Annotated in this window: 14 protein-coding genes and 7 pseudogenes; 10 read left to right on the top strand and 11 right to left on the bottom strand. The window is 66.6% G+C overall.

What is annotated here, in order from left to right:
* Positions 1-180 precede the first annotated feature (180 nt).
* Entirely contained in the window at positions 181-1,680 is a 1,500-nt protein-coding gene (locus EU555_RS34020; protein ID WP_091891686.1) for a carbohydrate porin, read from the top strand.
* 197 nt (positions 1,681-1,877) lie between these two features.
* Here the strand turns inward: EU555_RS34020 and EU555_RS34015 are convergent, their stop codons facing one another.
* Positions 1,878-2,162: a hypothetical protein gene (locus tag EU555_RS34015; RefSeq protein ID WP_135419744.1), complete on the bottom strand. Its 285-nt coding sequence runs from the start codon at positions 2,160-2,162 to the stop codon at positions 1,878-1,880.
* A gap of 412 nt (positions 2,163-2,574) precedes the next feature.
* Here EU555_RS34015 and EU555_RS34010 point away from each other — a divergent pair, with 412 nt between their 5' ends.
* Complete coding sequence (locus EU555_RS34010) at positions 2,575-3,051, top strand: hypothetical protein (protein WP_083469524.1); 477 nt, start codon at positions 2,575-2,577, stop codon at positions 3,049-3,051.
* 50 nt (positions 3,052-3,101) lie between these two features.
* Here EU555_RS34010 and EU555_RS37380 read toward each other — a convergent pair.
* Both EU555_RS37380 and EU555_RS34005 read right to left on the bottom strand, forming a co-directional pair.
* Positions 3,102-3,227: pseudogene (locus tag EU555_RS37380) on the bottom strand (trehalase-like domain-containing protein); the annotation flags it as partial.
* Between the two features lie 22 nt (positions 3,228-3,249).
* Positions 3,250-3,651, bottom strand: a complete 402-nt coding sequence (locus EU555_RS34005) for a cation transporter dimerization domain-containing protein (RefSeq protein ID WP_048447844.1) — start codon at positions 3,649-3,651, stop codon at positions 3,250-3,252.
* 303 nt (positions 3,652-3,954) lie between these two features.
* On the opposite strand from EU555_RS34005, the gene EU555_RS34000 reads away from it, so the two are divergent.
* The gene (locus tag EU555_RS34000; RefSeq protein ID WP_091891677.1) at positions 3,955-4,545 is read left to right on the top strand and encodes a PepSY domain-containing protein; all 591 of its coding nucleotides are present in this window, start codon (positions 3,955-3,957) and stop codon (positions 4,543-4,545) included.
* Positions 4,546-4,592: 47 nt separating this feature from the next.
* Here the strand turns inward: EU555_RS34000 and EU555_RS33995 are convergent.
* The 3 genes and pseudogenes from EU555_RS33995 to EU555_RS33990 form a co-directional block, all read right to left on the bottom strand.
* Positions 4,593-5,594: pseudogene (locus tag EU555_RS33995) on the bottom strand (sodium:proton exchanger); the annotation flags it as partial.
* Positions 5,595-5,645: 51 nt separating this feature from the next.
* Positions 5,646-5,894 carry a hypothetical protein gene (locus EU555_RS37375; RefSeq protein ID WP_236012820.1) on the bottom strand — a complete coding sequence of 83 codons (249 nt, stop codon included), beginning with the start codon at positions 5,892-5,894 and terminating at the stop codon, positions 5,646-5,648.
* A gap of 97 nt (positions 5,895-5,991) precedes the next feature.
* Positions 5,992-6,543: a DedA family protein gene (locus tag EU555_RS33990; RefSeq protein ID WP_091891680.1), complete on the bottom strand. Its 552-nt coding sequence runs from the start codon at positions 6,541-6,543 to the stop codon at positions 5,992-5,994.
* Positions 6,544-6,768: 225 nt separating this feature from the next.
* Here EU555_RS33990 and EU555_RS33985 point away from each other — a divergent pair, with 225 nt between their 5' ends.
* Positions 6,769-8,304 (top strand): phospholipase D-like domain-containing protein, encoded by a 1,536-nt coding sequence (locus EU555_RS33985; protein ID WP_048444050.1) that lies wholly within the window; start codon positions 6,769-6,771, stop codon positions 8,302-8,304.
* Positions 8,305-8,310: 6 nt separating this feature from the next.
* Here EU555_RS33985 and EU555_RS33980 read toward each other — a convergent pair whose 3' ends face one another.
* Positions 8,311-8,715, bottom strand: coding sequence for a flagellar basal body rod C-terminal domain-containing protein (locus EU555_RS33980; protein WP_048444049.1), 405 nt, complete (start codon positions 8,713-8,715; stop codon positions 8,311-8,313).
* A gap of 222 nt (positions 8,716-8,937) precedes the next feature.
* Between EU555_RS33980 and EU555_RS33975 the strand changes: the two genes are divergently transcribed.
* Positions 8,938-9,417, top strand: coding sequence for a DUF2721 domain-containing protein (locus tag EU555_RS33975; RefSeq protein ID WP_048444058.1), 480 nt, complete (start codon positions 8,938-8,940; stop codon positions 9,415-9,417).
* Between the two features lie 106 nt (positions 9,418-9,523).
* On the top strand, positions 9,524-11,059 hold the full coding sequence (locus tag EU555_RS33970; protein WP_053080306.1) for a carbohydrate porin: 1,536 nt from the start codon (positions 9,524-9,526) through the stop codon (positions 11,057-11,059).
* A gap of 506 nt (positions 11,060-11,565) precedes the next feature.
* On the opposite strand, the pseudogene EU555_RS33960 reads toward EU555_RS33970, so the two are convergent.
* Positions 11,566-11,709, bottom strand: a pseudogene (locus tag EU555_RS33960) (IS5/IS1182 family transposase); the annotation flags it as partial.
* Between the two features lie 92 nt (positions 11,710-11,801).
* Between EU555_RS33960 and EU555_RS33955 the strand changes: the two are divergent.
* Complete coding sequence (locus tag EU555_RS33955) at positions 11,802-12,830, top strand: IS110 family RNA-guided transposase (protein WP_048444048.1); 1,029 nt, start codon at positions 11,802-11,804, stop codon at positions 12,828-12,830.
* Between the two features lie 260 nt (positions 12,831-13,090).
* Here EU555_RS33955 and EU555_RS33950 read toward each other — a convergent pair.
* A pseudogene (locus EU555_RS33950) lies at positions 13,091-13,429 on the bottom strand (transposase); the annotation flags it as partial.
* A gap of 74 nt (positions 13,430-13,503) precedes the next feature.
* On the opposite strand from EU555_RS33950, the gene EU555_RS33945 reads away from it, so the two are divergent.
* Positions 13,504-14,532, top strand: a complete 1,029-nt coding sequence (locus EU555_RS33945; RefSeq protein ID WP_048444047.1) for an IS110 family RNA-guided transposase — start codon at positions 13,504-13,506, stop codon at positions 14,530-14,532.
* 248 nt (positions 14,533-14,780) lie between these two features.
* On the opposite strand, the pseudogene EU555_RS33940 reads toward EU555_RS33945, so the two are convergent.
* Positions 14,781-14,963: pseudogene (locus EU555_RS33940) on the bottom strand (IS5/IS1182 family transposase); the annotation flags it as partial.
* Positions 14,964-15,269: 306 nt separating this feature from the next.
* Here EU555_RS33940 and EU555_RS33935 point away from each other — a divergent pair.
* Complete coding sequence (locus EU555_RS33935; RefSeq protein WP_048444046.1) at positions 15,270-16,682, top strand: ISL3 family transposase; 1,413 nt, start codon at positions 15,270-15,272, stop codon at positions 16,680-16,682.
* 58 nt (positions 16,683-16,740) lie between these two features.
* Here EU555_RS33935 and EU555_RS33930 read toward each other — a convergent pair.
* A pseudogene (locus tag EU555_RS33930) lies at positions 16,741-16,893 on the bottom strand (transposase); the annotation flags it as partial.
* Positions 16,894-17,018: 125 nt separating this feature from the next.
* Between EU555_RS33930 and EU555_RS33925 the strand changes: the two are divergent.
* Positions 17,019-17,399, top strand: a pseudogene (locus EU555_RS33925) (transposase); the annotation flags it as partial.
* Positions 17,400-17,474 lie beyond the last annotated feature (75 nt).

Genomic DNA, 17,474 nt, shown 5'->3' with positions numbered 1-17,474 from the left:
GTTCTTGGGCGGCAAATCTTGACCGTAAGGCAGGAGATCAGGTGGTGCGCCCGAGGCGATGAGCTTCAAGATACTGGTGCGGGACGGCAGACCAGCGACTGGCGTAGCGTCATCAAAGTGGGGCTATGCATGAGGATCTGCCCTGCGCCGGCGGCGTGTGTCCCAAGAATGATCGTCCCCATGCAGCCCTTGCAGCGTCCCCTCGTCCTATGGCTGGCCCTGGCTATGGCTACCCAGGCGGCATGGGCCCAAACGCCTCCCGAGGAGGCGGCACGGATCGCGTTCGAACCGAACTTCCGTGGCCGACCCGGGGGTGCCGGCAACGATCCCCAGACCTCGGTGGCGCAGCCCGACTTCTCGGCCAGGCCTTCCGCTAACCTGAACACCTCGATCCAGGATCCGCTGGAGCCGTACGGCGATCCATTTGGTGCCCGCAGCTTCCTGAGGACGAGGGGTATCGCGTATAGCCTCACCTATGTCGGCGAGAGCTTCGGCAACGTCACCGGCGGCGCACGGCGCGGCGGCATCGCCGCGGGCCGTCTCGACTTCCAGTTCGATGCCGACCTGGACACCCTGATGGGTTGGCACGGCGCGGCTTTCCACACCAACCTCTACCAGATTCACGGCACCGGCCTGTCACGCTATTTCGTCAACAACTTCATGTCGGTCAGCGCGATCGAGGCGCTACCATCCTCGCGCCTCTACGAACTCTGGGTCGAGCAGAGGTTTTTCGACGGCCAACTCGGGATCAGGGTCGGCCAACTCGCGACCGACACGGAGTTCGCGGTCAGCCAAACCGGAACCCTGTTCCTCAATTCGACCTTCGGCTGGCCCAACATCATGGCCTCCGTCATTCCGAGCGGCGGACCGATCTATCCGCTTGCCGTTCCGGCCGTGCGGGCGAAGTACGTGCCGAACCGGAATTTCTCGCTGCAAGCCGGCATCTACGATGGTGACCCGGCGGGACCGCTGCGCCCCGACAACCGCCCCGATCCGCAGCGGCGCAACCGCACCGGCACGAATTTCCGCACGAACGACCCTGCCCTGGTGATCGCGGAGGCCGCGTATGCCTACGGCCTCGAGGCCGACGACAACGTCGAGCCGGGCACCGTGACGCTCGGCGGCTGGCATCATTTCGGTCGCTTCGGCAGCCCACGCTTCGATCGGAGCGGAGGCTCGCTTGCGAACCCATCCAGCAGCGGCCTTGCGCGCCGCTTCCGGGGCAATAGTGGCATCTACGGCATCGTCGATCAGACCATCTACCGGGAGCCCGACGACCCGAACGATGGCGCCAGCGTGTTCGTGCGCCTGTCCGGTTCGCCCTCGGGTCGCAATCTGCTCGACCTCTACCTCGATGCCGGGATCGGCTATAAGGGTCTGCTGCCCGGCCGTTCGGACGATACGATCGGCATAGCTTTTGCTGTCGAGCGCATCTCGAAGAGCGCTCGAGGATTTGATCGCGACACCCTTCTGTTCGGTGGCGCGCCTAGCCCGAGGCGCAGCAGCGAGGCCTTGCTGGAGGTCAGCTACCAAGCCATCCTCGGGCCCGGCGTTACCGTGCAGCCGGACTTCCAGTACGTGTTCCGGCCAAGTGGCGGCATCGCTAATCCGCGCGACCCGTACGGGCGGCGGATCCGGAATGCGGCCGTGTTTGGCCTGCGCGCGACAATCCGCTACTGAACGGCACTTGCGATGCCGATTCGTCGTGCGCGCATGATGTCGTCGGCGAGTCCAGGCAGCCCAGGGTGTCAACACGAGGGATCTCACGATCGTGTCGCACCAGCCATTGGTGGCGGACAGCTCGGCGTCCGGGTTGTCGGAGTGTAAGTCTTCGATGGCCGTCAGCGCGGTTGCCTTGGCGACATCGGCCGCTTGTCTCAGGACGAGCAGGACCTCATCCTCGGGGATCCCTTGGCTGACACTTCGTTCTTCACCTCCTGCGCGTAGAAGCGAAGGTCTCCCCGCTTGCCGGCCGTCTCGGCCAGGAAGGAGGGATCGCGCGCGGCGCAGACATTTCCCTCCATCAGCATGAGACCGGCCGGCGCGAGCAATCGCGTCAGCATGCCGAGATCTAAAGATGCTGCCAGGTTGTTCGTGGGCACGGCGGTCAGGCCAGCGAGAGCCACGGCGGCAACGATGTGCTTTGAGAGCTTGCAGCGCATCAGCATTATCCTGAACATTTTTGCCTCAAGACCCAAAGCCGGAATCAGTGAGACCGACTCTGCGCCATTGGTCTTGTGCTCAGCGCCACATGCGCGACCGCTATGCCGTCAGTTTGTCCGACATCGTTGTACGTCACGAATCGCCAAGCTGCGACTCACTCTCCCGCCAGCACTTGCCCGAGCTGAAGTTTGAGTGTCGCTCAAGCCACGACCATTTGCGCCCGATGATAGTTCAACGATACTCGATCAGAAGCCAAGCATCGGCACAATGCCCCACTCCTACCCCTGGGAACCTTGCTGCGCCACCGCCGTTAATTCACGACTGCCCAGGCCTGCTCAAGAGGGGTGCGGCGAGCTACCATCCGGCAGATGACCTATGTCCCTGGGTGATGCTCAATGAGGAAAATGTGCCATGCACGTCAGGTTCAGAGTGGCCCGTATCACCGGTTACGCCGCGCTTGCGTTGCTGACCGGTAGCTTTGTGGGATCTATCCCGGCAGCTGCGCAGCACCATGGCGGTCATGGCGGGTTCGGTGGTCATGGCGGGTTCGGTGGTCACGGCGGGTTCGGTGGTCACGGCGGGTTCGGTGGTCACGGCGGGTTCGGTGGTCATGGGCTGCGCCATGGCTACTACGGTGGGCACGGGGGCTATGGAGGCCATTATGGCTACCGTCGCCACGGCCACTTCGGTTACGGTGCAGCGGGTCTGCTCGGTGGTTTTGCGCTCGGAGCTTTGGCCGCGAGCCCGGCCTACTACGGATACGGCTACCCTGCGGCTTACGGGTATGGTTATCCGGCCTATTACGGCGGTGACTGTCACCTCGTGCGGCGGCGCTTCATCGGAGCTTATGGCGGAACCTACATCCGCCGGGTTCGCGTCTGCGACTAGACCTCGGCAGAGCCTCAGCGTACGGTCAAGCGAACTTGATCAAATTATGATGCTGGAAAGCACGCGGACGCGTCGAACCGCGGCCAGCACAGCCAGTCGATCGAGCCGTCGCGCGCCACGAGCGCGGCCGCCTCGCAGCCGCCGATCAGGGCATAGTCCTCGATCCGGGAAGGCATGGCCGTGGCCTGCGATAGGCACTCAGGTCTTCCGGACCTTTTCCTCTTCCTGCAGGACCTCGTTCTCGACCTGCACGGTGACGTGGCGCGTGTCGAACTCGGCCGCCATGACCTGCTGCACCGCCTTGAGGATGCGCGCGGCCTCGGCCATGTCGGTCACGACGACATGCGCGCTCATGGCGTCGATGCCAGAGCTGATCGAGCGCACGTGCAGGTCGTGGACGGAGCGCACGCCCGGGATCGCCAGCAACTGGCGCTCGACGATGCGCGTGATCAATGACGCGACTTGCGAGCCCTTGACGCCGTGCGCAGCCTCGTAGGCATCCAGCGGTTGAGCCCGCGCGCCCTGTGCCTGCGCTCCAGGTGCGGCCAGAGCGAGCATGAGGAGGCCGGCAACGGGGGCGTGGTGGTAGGCATTCGGCATCTGCGATCTCACGGACGAACCTTCCTCAGCAGCGTTCGGGTTGGCGGGTGCGATCCACGCCATGGTACGCCTGCAACCGCCTTCCTCACCAGCCCGGCTTGTCGCAGTGTCGCCGGCCGTGCTCGCGCTCGGAACTGCCCCCGACACCGGATCCAAGTCTGAACGCACAGCAGAGCGTAGAGTGCCGCCAAGCCGGATTTGCGTCCAACGTTGCACGGGAGAGCCGCCGTCGCGAACCGTCCAATCACTCCTGCGTTAAGGCCGCACAGCTTTGCGGCTGCCCACCAAGCTACAGGAGACGCCATGTCCCGGATCGCCCTTTCCCTCGCTCCGCTCCTCTTCCTTTCCGGATTTGCTGCGGCCCAGACGAGCCCGCCTACCCAGGCGCCGGCCCCTGCGGCTGCCCCTCCGGGTGCTGCGCAACCTGCCCACGGCACGACCGGTCACAAGGAGCGTGAGCACGAAGGTTTGCAGACCGCCAAGGTCTCGCTCGCCCAGGCGCTCGACACGGCCGAGAGCAAGGGACCTGGTCGCGCGATCGAGGCGGACTTCGAGAGCGGGAACGGCAAACCGTACTTTGAAATCAAGGTGCTCGGCAGCGATGGTAAGCTCACCGACCACCACATCGACGCGACCACGGGGCAGGTGACCAAGAGCGACAACCACCCGATCGAGAGCTACTTCATCCGCCTGAAGCCGTCCGACGTGCAGAACGCCCCCACGAGCCTGAAGCAGGCGGTCGCGACCGCCGAGCAGAAGGCAGGCGGCAAGGCGGCCGAGGCCGAGGTCGAGCGTGAGGCCAGCAGCGTGCAGTACAAGATCACGGTGATGACCGGCAGCCAGTCGCAGAAGATCAGGGTCGGGGCGGACGGAAAGATCATGCCGAGCAAGTAGGTCGGCAGGGCTGGGCGGAGTTGTCGGCTCCGCCCGGACCGCTCCGATCAGCGGGCCGTAGACGGGACGCGGCTCTCGTCTGCCGATGGCTCCAGGTCGGTTCGTGTGCCATCCGAGAGATCCTCAGACGGCTGACCGGTGAGAGCGCTGCGCACCAAGGCCACAAGGCGGCGTCCGTTGATCAGGAACAGAAGGCCGGCTAGGCCGAGATAGACCCAGGCGAGCCAGGTCAGCGTCGCGATCGTGCGCGCCTCGTCGTTGCGGTAGACGAAGGCGAGCCCGACCTGCACGGCAAACAGCCCGGCCAGAGCCAGCGCGGACCAGAGGCCGAGGCGCAGGCGCAGCAGGAGCGCGATGCCGAGCAGCGACTGGGCCGCTGTCAGGAAGAACTCCTCGCCCTGGCGCGCATCGAGCGGCAGGGGGCTCATCGCGCCCGCGCCGACGCTCAGGGCGAGCGGCAGCATGCCGACGAGCAGCGTCCACTGGTTGATCTTGTCGCTGATCATGGCGATCAGCCCGTCGCCGGCGCGGTTGGCCAGCACGAACAGCACCGCCACCGAGATGGCCGGCGCCTCGCTGGCCAGGGGCGCCAGCCACTGGATCAGCAGAAACTCGTTGAGCCCGATCGCCCGGCCGGTGCCCACCATGGCCTCGGCGAAGGGTTCGGCCGAGGCGAGGATGACGCCGCAGGCCACGGCCACCAGAGCCCCGATCGCGGCCCATTGCTGGCCGGGAGACAAGGCGTTTAGAGCGGCAGCTGGCCCCGGCTCCTCCGCCTCGTCCGGATTGTCGCTCTTCTGAAGGTTGCGCACGCGCCAGACGTAGGCCGCAAAGATGGCCGCGAGCACGGCGAAATCCACGACGGAAATGCTGCGCTTGAACAGGATCACGAAGGCGTAGAGGCTGGCAAGCAGCAGGAAGCCCATCTCGACGGCATTGACAGGGGCAAGATCGACCGCGCGGTGCCGGTCCTTCGTCCAATGCAGGAACACCATCAGGGGCCAGGCCAAGCCGACGAGCAACCGGTTGGCGCCGGTCATGTTGGCGGCGGCGTAATGAACGTATTGCGACCCCGGACCCTCGAGCCCGGCCTTGTAGGCTTAATAGAGATCGACCGCGTATTCCGGCAGCACGGTCACCAGGGCGACCACGGCCAGGATCAGGCCTTGCGCGATATGCTGCTCGGCCGTCTCCGCTCCCCAAGACAGCAGGAAGCCCGCCGCCAGAATGGCGCTGCCGAAGGCGGCGGCATCGAGGACCGGGCTGGGCCGCCAGCCCGTCGCGCGCAGCAGGAGGGCCGGGAGGGTGGCCATGACCGCGACGGCAACCAGGATCAGAAAGCGTTTCACGCGAACTCCTCTACGTCATGTCACGGCCTGCCTGTTCGCGTTCCGCTGAAGCGAGCGTCGCGCGATCACGCCGGCAAAGGACTGTTTCTGCCGCGCCTCAGCCCCGAACGCCGCTCCGGCGTCCGAAGGTGGCGACACGATAGAGGTAGAGCACGAGCGCCAGGACCAGCACGCCGTTGCCGATCGGCTCGATGAGGCGGCCCACGCTGCGGTAGTTCTCGCCAAGCCCGTAGCCGGCCGCCGTCAGCAGCCCGGTCCAGACGATCGTGCCGAGAGCCGAGTAGGCCAGAAAGGGCGTGAGCGGCATACCGGCCACCCCGGCCGGCACCGAGATCAGGCTGCGCACGCCCGGGACGACGCGACCGACTAGGACGGTGACGCCGCCGCGCCGGGCGAACCAGGCGCCGGCCCGATCGACCTCCGCCGGGCTCAGGGTGAGCCAGCGCCCGTGCCGGGCCGCGAAGCGCCGCAAGCGCTCGCGTCCGAGCCAGCGCCCCACGCCGTACCAGACCAGCGCGCCGGAGAGCGATCCGGCCGTGCCGGCGAGGAACACGCCGACGAGGCTGAGCTGGCCGCGCGCCGCGGCAAAGCCTGCCAGCGGCATGATCACCTCAGAGGGGATCGGCGGGAAGATGTTGTCGATCAGCATCAGCAGGAAGACGCCGAGATAGCCGGTCCGCTCGATCGCGGCTACGATCCAGTCGACCAGCGCAACCTCCTCGCAAGCGGCACCTGCAGAAGCCTTGCCGCCGCAGGTCGGATCGGGAACGCACTAAGTGGGGGGCGGGTTCATACGCAGACACCAAAGCGCTGCCCGCGCCCTGTTGCAGCGCGACGATGCAGCGGGCCGCCATCCCGGGGACCAAACGCGCCGATGCATCATCCGCCCCATACGGCATCGGTCCCGCTCACGGGCGGGGCGAAGCTGCTGCAGTCCGGCCTGACCTGCTGGCGCGTCGAGCCTGCGGCGCGCTTTGCCCCAATCGTGGATGCCGCCGCCTACTTCGCGCATCTGCGCAGCGCCCTCCTGCGCGCCCGCCACGCGGTTTTGTTCATCGGCTGGGAGTTCGACACCCGCATCAAGCTCGACCCCGACCACCCGCTGCCGGGCCTGCCGGAGGAACTCGGCCCGTTCCTGTCCGAACTCGGCCGGCGCCGGCCGGAGCTGAGCATCCGCGTGCTGCAGTGGAATTTAGGGGTCCTCGGCACGCTGGCGCGCGGCACGACGCCGCTCTACCTTCTGAACTCGATGCGGGCCCGCGGCTTCCAGTTCCGGCTCGACAGTGCCCACCCGCCCGGAGCCTCGCATCACCAGAAGATCGTGGTGATCGACGACGCGCTCGCTTTCTGCGGCGGCATCGACATGACGGACGACCGCTGGGACACCCGCGACCATGCCGACCAGGACACGCGCCGGGTGCGCCCGTCGGGACGCGCCTACGCGCCGTTCCACGACGCCACCGTCGCGGTCGACGGCGCGGCCGCGTCAGCCCTCGGTGACCTTGCGCGCGAGCGCTGGCACTATGCTACCGGCGAGCGGATCGCGCCGCCCGGTCCATCTACGCAAGACCCCTGGCCCGACGGGCTGAGGCCGCTTCTGCGCGACGTGCAGGTGGGGATCGCCCGGACCGCGCCGCCCTTTCACGGCCGCCCCAACGTGCACGAGATCGAGCAACTCTACCTCGCCGCCATCGCAGCCGCGCGACACACGATCTATATTGAGAGTCAGTACTTCGCCGCACGCTGCATCGCCGAGGCCATGGCATCCCGTCTGAGGGAGCCGGACGGGCCCGAGATCGTCGTGATCAATCCCGAGCGTGCCATGGGCTGGCTCGAGGAAGCGGCCATGGGACGGGGACGCGGCCGTGTTCTGGCGCGTATCCGCGGCGCGGACCGCTTCGGACGCTTCCGCATCTATCGTCCGGTGACCGCAGCCGGGCAGCCGATCTACGTGCATGCCAAGGTGCTGATCGTCGACGACTGCCTGCTGAAGATCGGCTCGTCCAACCTGAACAACCGCTCGATGGGCCTCGATACGGAATGCGATCTGGCCGTCGAAGCCGTGCCTGGCCATGCGACCGATCGAGCCGTCGCGGCAGAGATCCTCGGCTTGCGCGATGCGCTTCTCGGCGAGCACCTCGGTGTTCCACCGGACGACATCGCCCGCACCCTGGCGCGCTCGGGTTCGCTGATTGCGGCGATCGAGGCGCTACGCTGCGACACCGGGCGTACACTGGTTCCCCTGGACGCATCAGCCGCAGGAGCCGTGCAGCCGTTGAGCGAGGGCGAGCTTCTGGACCCCGAGCAGCCCGAGCCGGTCTGGAGAGCCGTGCTGCACGCGCTCGCCGATCGGCGCCGCGCGCATCCGCTGCGCCGCGGAGCCGAACGAACGGGCGTCTCAAGCGAATGACGCTCCTCAGATCTTCAGCAGGTCGACGGTGCGCCTGTTGAGGTCGTCGAGCGTCGCGATCACCTTCAGATTGGATTCGTAGGCGCCCATCGCCGCGCGCAACCCGGCCATCTCGGTGGCAGGATTGACGTTGGGCAGCTTCAGAATGCCCTGCGCGTCGGCAGCGGGGTGCCCGGGGCTGGAGATTGAGCGGAACGGGCTGGTGTCGCGCACGACGCGACCGGTCGGCTCGGCATCGGCCCCGACCGGCTCGAACACCGCGATCTTGCGCCGGTAGGGGTCGCCGCCGGGCGTGCTCGCGGTGCTGTTTGCGTTGGCGAGGTTCTCGGTCATGACGCGCAGGCGGCCCTGCTGCACCCGCAGGCCTGCCGCCGCAATGGCGGATCCAGAGACGCCCTCGCTCCCGGCCATCTGTTCTCTCCCCTGATCCGGCGAGCGGACGATCGATGCCGGCGCGACTCGCAAAATCCTGAAGGAAGGGTTAGGGATTGCGGTTAATGGCCGGTTAATCACGGCGCGTTGGTTCAGTGGATGGCGTCGCGACCGCGCTCTGCAGGGCTGCACGTGGCGAAGCGTCAAACCGCCCGCGATCGGCCCTGGTATCCAAGGCCTGCTTTGCCTATGAGCCTCGGCATGCCAAATCCGACTGCTGTTGCCCTCGACAATCTGTCTCACATCATCCAAGTCGCCTTGACCCCGATCTTTCTACTCTCGGCCCTGGCGACCTTGCTCAACGTTTTCGCAACGCGCCACGGCCGGATCGGGGACCAAGTCCGTGACCTCTCCCAGGATCTTAAGAAGGGGCCTTCCCGCGAGACCAAAAGGCTGGCGCGTCAGCTGTCGCAATTGCAGCGGAGATCCCTCCTGCTCGACGGAGCTGTGTGCCTCGTGGCTTTGGCGGGGTTCCTGACGGGCATCGCAGCCATGGTGCTTTTCATCGGCGAGTTGAGGAACGCGACAACGGAGACGGTGCTCTACGGTTGTTTTGGACTGGCTCTGGCCTTCACGATCGCCGCCATTGCAGGCTTCCTGTGCGAAATCCTTATGGCAAGCCGGAGCATCCGGCTTGAGGTCGGGCACCAGCAGGACACTGCAGTTGCTGCAGCGGATTGAGCATTCCTCGTGGCCTGAGCACACCGCTTACGGTATAGCAACAGCTAATCAATTCGGGCCCGCATTCACGATGCCTACCCGGTGTTGCGCCCTCCCTGCAGCCGCTATGGGTGCGCTGACCCTGTTGCTGATGTCGGTTGAGTTCGGTCGAACGGCTGACCTCCCGCTCGGTCGCTCGATGCCGTCGAGGCCGACCTTCGTCGATTGGTTCGGCGACCATCTCAACGCAAAGGGCGGCGCTGACGCTTCCGACAGCGGCTCCGACTTCAAGCTGACCACGGGCAGCGGACCCAGCATCCCGATCTTTCGGACCGGCGACGCGGTTTGGAATTCTGCCGGATCGGAGATGAAGGATACGTCGCGTTCGCCCTCTTCGGACGCTCCGGTGTCAGATGCTTTCGTCGAAGAAGACTGGGCCATTCGCGCCCAGACCACCTTCGTCACACAGGGCAATTCTCGGTTTCGCTCGCCCTACCGTGGGCCGAACAGCCTCAACGCCAAAGGGCAGATTAAGGAGACCTTCGATTTCACGCTCTACGCGGGTATGCGGCTGTGGCCCGGGGCAGAGATTTGGTTAAACCCGGAGGTCGATCAGGGTTTTGGTCTCAGTACCACGCTTGGTGTCGCTGGTTTCCCAAACGGGGAAGCTTACAAGGTCGGCAGCATCACCCCCTACGTGAAGCTTCACCGCGCTTTCATCCGCCAGATAATCGGCTTGGGAGGCGAAACCGAGAGGGTCGATCCAGATCTGAACCAGCTCGGCGGGTCGCGGCAGGCCGACAGGATCGTGCTGACGTTAGGGAAGTTCAGCGTCGCTGATGTCTTCGACACCAACAGGTACGCCCACGACCCACGAACCGACTTCCTCAACTGGGCCCTTATTGACACCGGCACATTCGATTACGCTGCGAATGCGTGGGGCTATACGGTCGGCGCCGCAGCAGAGTGGTACCAGGACGCCTGGGTGTTCCGCGCGGGCTTTTTCGACCTCTCTATTGTCCCCAACAGCAAGGATCTGGACCCAGGTTTCAATCAAAATCAAGCCGTTCTCGAGATCGAACGGAGGCATGAACTTTGGGGACGACCCGGCAAGATCAAGGTCACCGGCTTTCTCAGTCGCGGCCGCATGGGTCGCTTCGACGACGCGGTTCGTCTGGCAATGGTGACGGGCGGGCCCGCGGATGTGGCGACCGTCCGCCGCTACCGCAGCCGCCCAGGGCTCAGCTTCAACCTCGAACAGCAGATCTTGCCCGACGTCGGTATGTTCGTCCGATGCGGCTTGGCCGACGGAAATGTTGAGCCGTACGAGTTCACCGACGTCGATAGAACCTTGGCAGCGGGATTGTCGATCGCGGGTGAGCGTTGGGGACGCCCATCGGACACCGTGGGATTAGCCGGCGTCATCAACGGTATCACCCGCCCGCATCAAGCCTACTTCGATGCCGGAGGACTCGGCATCCTCGTCGGGGACGGTCGATTGCCCCACCCTGGGGCCGAGAGGATCGTCGAAGCTTACTACAGCTTGCCGCTGGCGCCTTCTATACGACTGACGTTCGACAGTCAGATCGTAGTAAGCCCCGGATACAATCGGGATCGTGGGCCGGCCTTTATCTTCGGGACACGGCTGCGTGCACAGTTCTGAAGCCGACATGATTTCGAACAGGATCGAAGCCGACCGGATGGCCGTGTTGACCTTGGAGTTTAAGAGACTTTTCTGGTTGGGGTTAGTGGCGCAAGCTACTCCAGGCTGTCATTTTTTAATTTCAGGATATTTCGCTCCCGCGGGTCACGCACTTCTTTTCAGTAGAGCGTCGAAGCGGCTCAACGTGACGCGCAGCGCCTGGCGGGGGGGGCCAGTCGCGCAGTTGAGAATGCAGATCGTCTTTGTCCCACAGAACCACGTCAGCAACCCGCTCTTGAGGCAGGCGCCTCCGCACCGGCGATAGGCGCCATAGATAGGCCTGACGTACACGGGTTCGGTGAGCGTCTGCGGTGTGCCCACGTCACCTTGCGAAGCGCTGGGGTGCGCTTCGGCAGAGACGCTCGACGCCAACAAAATCAGCAACCATCGACACAACATGTCTGATCACTGCCTAAAATCCTAGCAATTCATAGTTTGAACCGTCTCGCGCTCTTGGTCAATTAAAGTCAGGGACAAAACCGTTTGACCTGTTTGCGGCAGATGAGGGCGCAGGTGACGGTGGTAAAGGCGAGATGGAGGTCGGCGCGCCGTTCGTAGCGGATGGCCCGCCGGCGGAAGCGGGCCATCCAGGCGAAGGCGCGCTCGACATGCGCTGATCGCGACCCGAGCCGGAATTGAAGGCTGCTGAGGGTGACGCGATGCGGTCTGATGGCCGCGTCCTTACCTGCATCGGAGCGCCTCCATGCCCCAGTACGGCGCCCTCGATGTCTCCAACGAAGAGACCGCCATCCACGTTATCGACGAGACCGGAGCCACGGTCTGGCGCGGCAAACGCGCCAGCGATCCGGATGTGCTCACCACGACTTTGCGGAGTCACGCCCCCGATCTCCTGCGCGTCGGCCTGGAGACGGGGCCGCTGACCCCTTGGATCTACCACACCTGCAAGGCGCTCGGCCTGCCCATCGTCTGCCTGGATGCGAGGCATGCGCGAGCCGCCACGGCCCTGCAGCGGAACAAGACCGACGCGCGCGATGCAGAGACGCTGGCGCAACTCGTACGCATGGGTTGGTACCGCGAGGCCCGCGTCAAAAGCTACGCCGCCCATGCCGTGCGCCACCTCATCGGCGCCCGCGCCCAGCTCATGGGCGTAGCGGTTGACCTGTCCAATCAGATCCGCAGCACGCTCAAGACGTTCGGTTTGATGGCCGGCAAGGGAGCGGGGCGGGCCTTCGAGATCCGGGTGCAAGACCTCATCGCGTCCCGTCCGACCGTCGCCGTCATCGTCGAGCCGCTCTTGGCGGCATGGCGCGCCGTGCGCGGCCAGATCGGTGTCCTGGATCGACGGCTCATCACCTTGGCCAGGGGCGATGCGACCTGCCGCCTGCTGATGACTTGCCCCGGCGTTGGGGTCATCGTCGCCACGAGCTTTGCGGCCGCCATCGAGGCGCCCGAGCACTTCCGCCACTCACGCTCCGTTGGGGCCTATCTCGGGCTGACGCCGGTCCGCCGTCAGTCCGGCGAGATCGACCGGACGGGCGGGATCTCGCGTCGCGGCGACCGGCTGATGCGAAGCTACCTGTTCGAGGCGGCGGCCAGCCTGTTGGTGCGCGTGCGGCAGGACTCGGCCCTGAAGACTTGGGGACGGGCACTGGCCGAGCGCATGGGCTTCAAGCACGCCGCCGTCGCGGTGGCGCGCAAACTCGCGGTCGTGTTGCACGCGATGTGGCGAGCGGGAACACCGTTCCAGCCGTGGCCGCCGGCTGCCGCGTGAGGCACGTACTGAACGCACGCACGGGTACCGTTCATCGAGTTCCGCCAGCGTGAGGCGGACAAGGGCGTCCCCGCCGGGACGCGAGCAGGGCCATCCCGGGGTCGGGTCTTGCGGCCGGTGTCGAGCCGGACCGCGCGTTCGACATGGTGAGCCTCGCTTCGAGACGCATGGTGCGGCGGTCAGAGGGGCCGACCGCGGAAACAACCACGATCCGGCGGCGACCGCTCTCGTCCAACTTGACGCCTGCAACGCGATCAAACAACGACCCAGCGATAGCGCCCGAGCCGCTCGCGGCTCTCCACCCCACGCCGAGCGATCCGTGGCACGATCCCGCGTGCCCGGCACTCGTGCCGGCAGCGACGATGATCGTAGCCTTTGTCGGCGTGCAGCTTGTCCGGTCTGCGCCGCGGACGGCCCCGGCGGCCCGTGCGCACGCCCGGCACCGCGTCGAGGGTAGCCGCAAGCATACGGCTGTCGTTGCAGTTGGCCCCGGTCAGCGTCAGGCCGAGCGGCGTGCCGTTGGCGTCCACGACGAGGTGGCGCTTCGTCCCCGGCTTGCCCCGGTCCGTCGGGTTCGGGCCCGTCGCGGAGCCCCCTTTATGGATGGCCCGCCCCTCACCGGGCTGCACTGCTAGGCTTGCAGCGCGGCCGAGATGAGGGATGGAGCGGAACGATGACGATCGCGGTGCTGGGGATCGATCTGGGCAAGAACAGCTGCAGCCTTGTCGGGCTGGATGCGAGCGGGCGGGTCGTGCTGCGCCGCCAGATGCGGCGCGAGACGGTGATCGCCTTCGGCGCGAAGCTGCCGGGGTGCGTCGTGGCCATGGAAGCGTGCTGCGGTGCGCACCACATGGGCCGCGCCCTCGTAGAGCAGGGACACACGGTCCGGCTGATGTCGCCGGAATACGTGCGCCCGTACGTCAAGGCGCAGAAGAACGACGACCGCGATGCCGAAGCCATCGCCGAGGCGGCCACCCGCCCGACGATGCGGTTCGTGGCGCTCAAGTCCGAGGCGCAGCTCGACGTGCAAACCCTGCACCGGGTCCGGGACCAGCTCGTGGGCGAGCGCACGGCGCTGATGAACCAAGTCCGCGCCATCCTTCTGGAGCGCGGCCATGTCGTCGCGCAAGGGCGGGCCAAGCTGGCCGCCTGTCTGGCTGCGTTACTCGACACAAGAGCGGGCTCCTCGCTCACACCGCGCATGCGCACCCTCGTGGCTGAGGTGCGCGAGCGTTGGCAGGGCCTCGACCGGCGTATCGCCGCGCTCGATGCTGAGTTCGCCGAGCAGGCGCGCACGGACGAGAACGCGCGTCGGCTGACCACCATCCCAGGCATCGGCGCGCTCAATGCGACCGCGCTGATTGCGGCCATCGGCGACGTGGCAAGCTTCGCCCGCGGACGCGACCTCGCCGCCTGGCTCGGCCTCGTACCGCGGCAGGTGACGACCGGCGGGAAGCCCCGGCTGGTCGGCATCACCAAGCGCGGCAGCAAGTACCTGCGCAAAACGCTCATCCAGGGTGCCCGGGCGGCGATGCCGACGCTCCGGCAAAGTGATACGCGGCTCGGGCAGTGGCTGCGCGGGCTTCTGGCGCGGGCGCATGCCAACACGGCGGTAGTGGCGCTGGCGGCGAAGATGGCGCGCATCGTCTGGGCGCTGCTGCGCCACGGGCGCGTCTACGAGGCGACGGCCGTGGCCGCCTGATCCGAGTTTGGCTGGCGCGGCGCGCGCCGGCCTTCCGATGTCTGCGAGCGGTGAGAGGAAGATGGCCTGACAGTAGATCGGTGTTCTGGAAGCCTCCCGGCAAAAATGGCGCTCGACGCCGACCCCTTTATGAGGCCCAGGACGCGCGGATCTCCATCTTGGCCAAGGGCTCGCCCGAAGGCCGGATACGTTTATGCAGACTGCTCAGACCAGCGGATCCAGAGCCACTTGCGGACGGGGCGGGCCATACGTTTTGCCGGCAGGCTCCTACTGTCGAGGGCCGCGCGCGACCAGTTGAGCGCATCGGCGTCCTGAAGCTGCTCCATCATCACGCGGTGCAGGGCGGCCCAAACACCGGCTGCCTGCCACGTGCCGAGCCGCCGCCAACTCGTTTTGCCGCTGCAGCCCACCTCAAAACGCGGCAGGTGCTTCTATCAACGGGCACCGAAGTCTGGTTCTTCCGCACTTCGTGTGGCGAAGTGTGCCGGCCGGCGTGACGTGCCCCATCTCCGGAGATCGGCTTTCCGGAGGACGCCATGCCCCGCCGTATCCTGCCCCTCGTGCCCGATGGCTTGAACGTCGTCGGCATCGAGCCGGCGACCGACCCGCTCATCGTGCGCGTTGTACCCCGCCCGAGCCCGACGCGCTGTCCCACCTGTCGATCGTCAGCAGGGCGCAAGCACGGTCATTGCGAGCGCACCCTCGCCGATTTTCCCTAGCAGGGCCGGTCCGTCCGCCTGCGCCTCCGGCTGCAACGCTTCCGCTGTGCGAACCCAGCCTGTCCGCGGCGGACCTTCAGCGAGAGCGTTGGTGACGTCGCCGTCTCTCACGCCCGCCGGTCCGAGCGGCTGCGCGTGCTCCAGCGCCATCTCGGTCTCGCCCTCGGTGGTGCGCCCGCCGCCCGTATGGCGCATCGTCTCGCGATGCCGGTGAGTGGCGATACCCTCGTGCGCCTCGTGCGTGCGGCGCCACTGCCGACGCAACCCGAGCCGCGCGTCGTCGGCATCGACGAGTGGGCTTGGCGGCGCGGGCGCAGCTACGGCACTATGGTCGTCGACCTCGAACGTCACACCGTCCTCGATCTCCTGCCCGACCGGGACGCCGGGAGCGTCGCCGCGTGGCTGCGCGCCCATCCGGGCATCGAGGTCATCGCTCGCGACCGCGCCGACGTCTTCGCCGAGGGCGCCCGCGCGGGCGCGCCGCAAGCCCAGCACGTGCTCGATCGTTTTCACCTGCTGCGTAACCTTAGCGTCGCCCTGCATGCGATCGTTGCCCATCATCATGGCGTGATCCGCGCCGTCGGTCGTGCGCGCGTCGATTACGAGGTCGAGGCGGCGCGGGCTGTGGCGGGAGCCGCGCGGCCGCCGACGGCGATCGAGGTTCGGAAGCAGGCGACGCACGCGCCGCGTCGGGCTCGGCACTCCGAGCTCAAGCGGCTGTCCGAGGCCGGCGCCTCGGTGGCCGGCATGGCTCGCGCTCTGGATCTCGATCGCAAGACGGTGCGGGTCTGGCTGCGCCAGGACGCACCGCCCTCCTGGCAGCGACGCCGCATCGTGCCGACGATCCTCGACCCCTACCGCGATCATCTCGAGGCGCGCTGGCAGGCCGGCTGCCGCAACGCCGCCGAACTCGCCCGCGGGCTGATCCACGCGGGCGCCGACATCCGTCCGCGTATGGTGCGGGATTGGGCGATGCGGCGGCGTCGCGCGAGCACGGACGTGATGGACGCCACGCCCGGCTCGACGAGCGCGCCGCCATGGCGGCCCCCGTCGATCAACCGGACGGCGTGGCTTCTGCAGGCGGACCCGAGCACGCTCGTTGCGGACGATCGCCGCTTCCTCGATCGCTTACGGGTAGAGGCACCCGATCTGGCGAAGAGCGTGGCCGTCGCGACGCGCTTTGCCGACCTCGTGCGACGGCGCTCGGGCGAGAGCCTGGAGGCTTGGTTCGCGGCGGCGGCTGCGACGCCGCTGGCGAAGTTCGCCGTCGGCCTCGAGGGCGACAGGGACGCGTTACGCGGCACGATCACGACGCCCTGGTCGACGAGTCCGGTGGAGGGGCAGATCGGTAGGCAGAAGATGCTCAAGCGCACGATGTTCGGCCGCGCGGGCTTCGCGCTGTTGCGCCAGCGCGCCCTCATAGCGATCTGACCTGTCGTTCCGCGCCGCACGAAGTGCGGAAGAACCAGTATTCAACGCCCGCTGACAGCTTCCACTGCATGCCCGTGCGCAGAACCAGGATGATGCCAGCCAGCGCCGCCCGATCCGAGGTGCGCGGTCGACCGCCTTTCGGCTTCTCAGGCTCAAACGGCAGAAGCGGCTCGATCACTGCCCACAGGTCGTCGGGAACGAGAGCGTCCATACGCTCCCAACCCACTCACACCAGTTTTGTCCCACGCTTTTAGCATTACAGTTGAAGGGAAAGGCTCCTATCTGAGAGGTTTCGGATGGGAGAGCGCGATGTCCTAAGCCTCGCTCCAATCCACGCTGGAGCTCTGGTCCAGGACGCTACGACAGGCCAAACAGCGCATCCGCCCCTTGTTCGCCGCCCCGAGTGTCGCCGCCTCGGTTAACGCTTTCTTGGACGGCCTGCTCGGGGGTGAGCGGCGCAAAACCGGCTGGATGCGGGCTGAGGCTGCCGGGGACCCGGGTCCCTGGCGCCAGCAGGCCATCCTCGGTCGCACGCACTGGGATGCGGAGGCGTTGCGCGATGTCGTGCGTGACTACGTCGTCGAGACGCTTGCCGCACCCGACGCGGTTCTCGTGATCGACGAGACCGGTTTTCTCAAACAGGGCAAAGCCTCATGCGGTGTGGGCCGGCAGTACACAGGCTCGGCCGGTAAGATCACCAACTGCCAGACCGGGGTGAACCGCCCCGGGTTTCCCGGAGGCTCCCCCTTCTGAGAGGATGGAGCCATGACGAAGCGAACAGCCCCGTTTTCC

Origin of the sequence: Methylobacterium nonmethylotrophicum, assembly GCF_004745635.1 — a bacterium.
Taxonomy (GTDB): Bacteria; Pseudomonadota; Alphaproteobacteria; order Rhizobiales; family Beijerinckiaceae; genus Methylobacterium; species Methylobacterium nonmethylotrophicum.
This window is presented reverse-complemented; position numbering and strand designations above follow the sequence as displayed.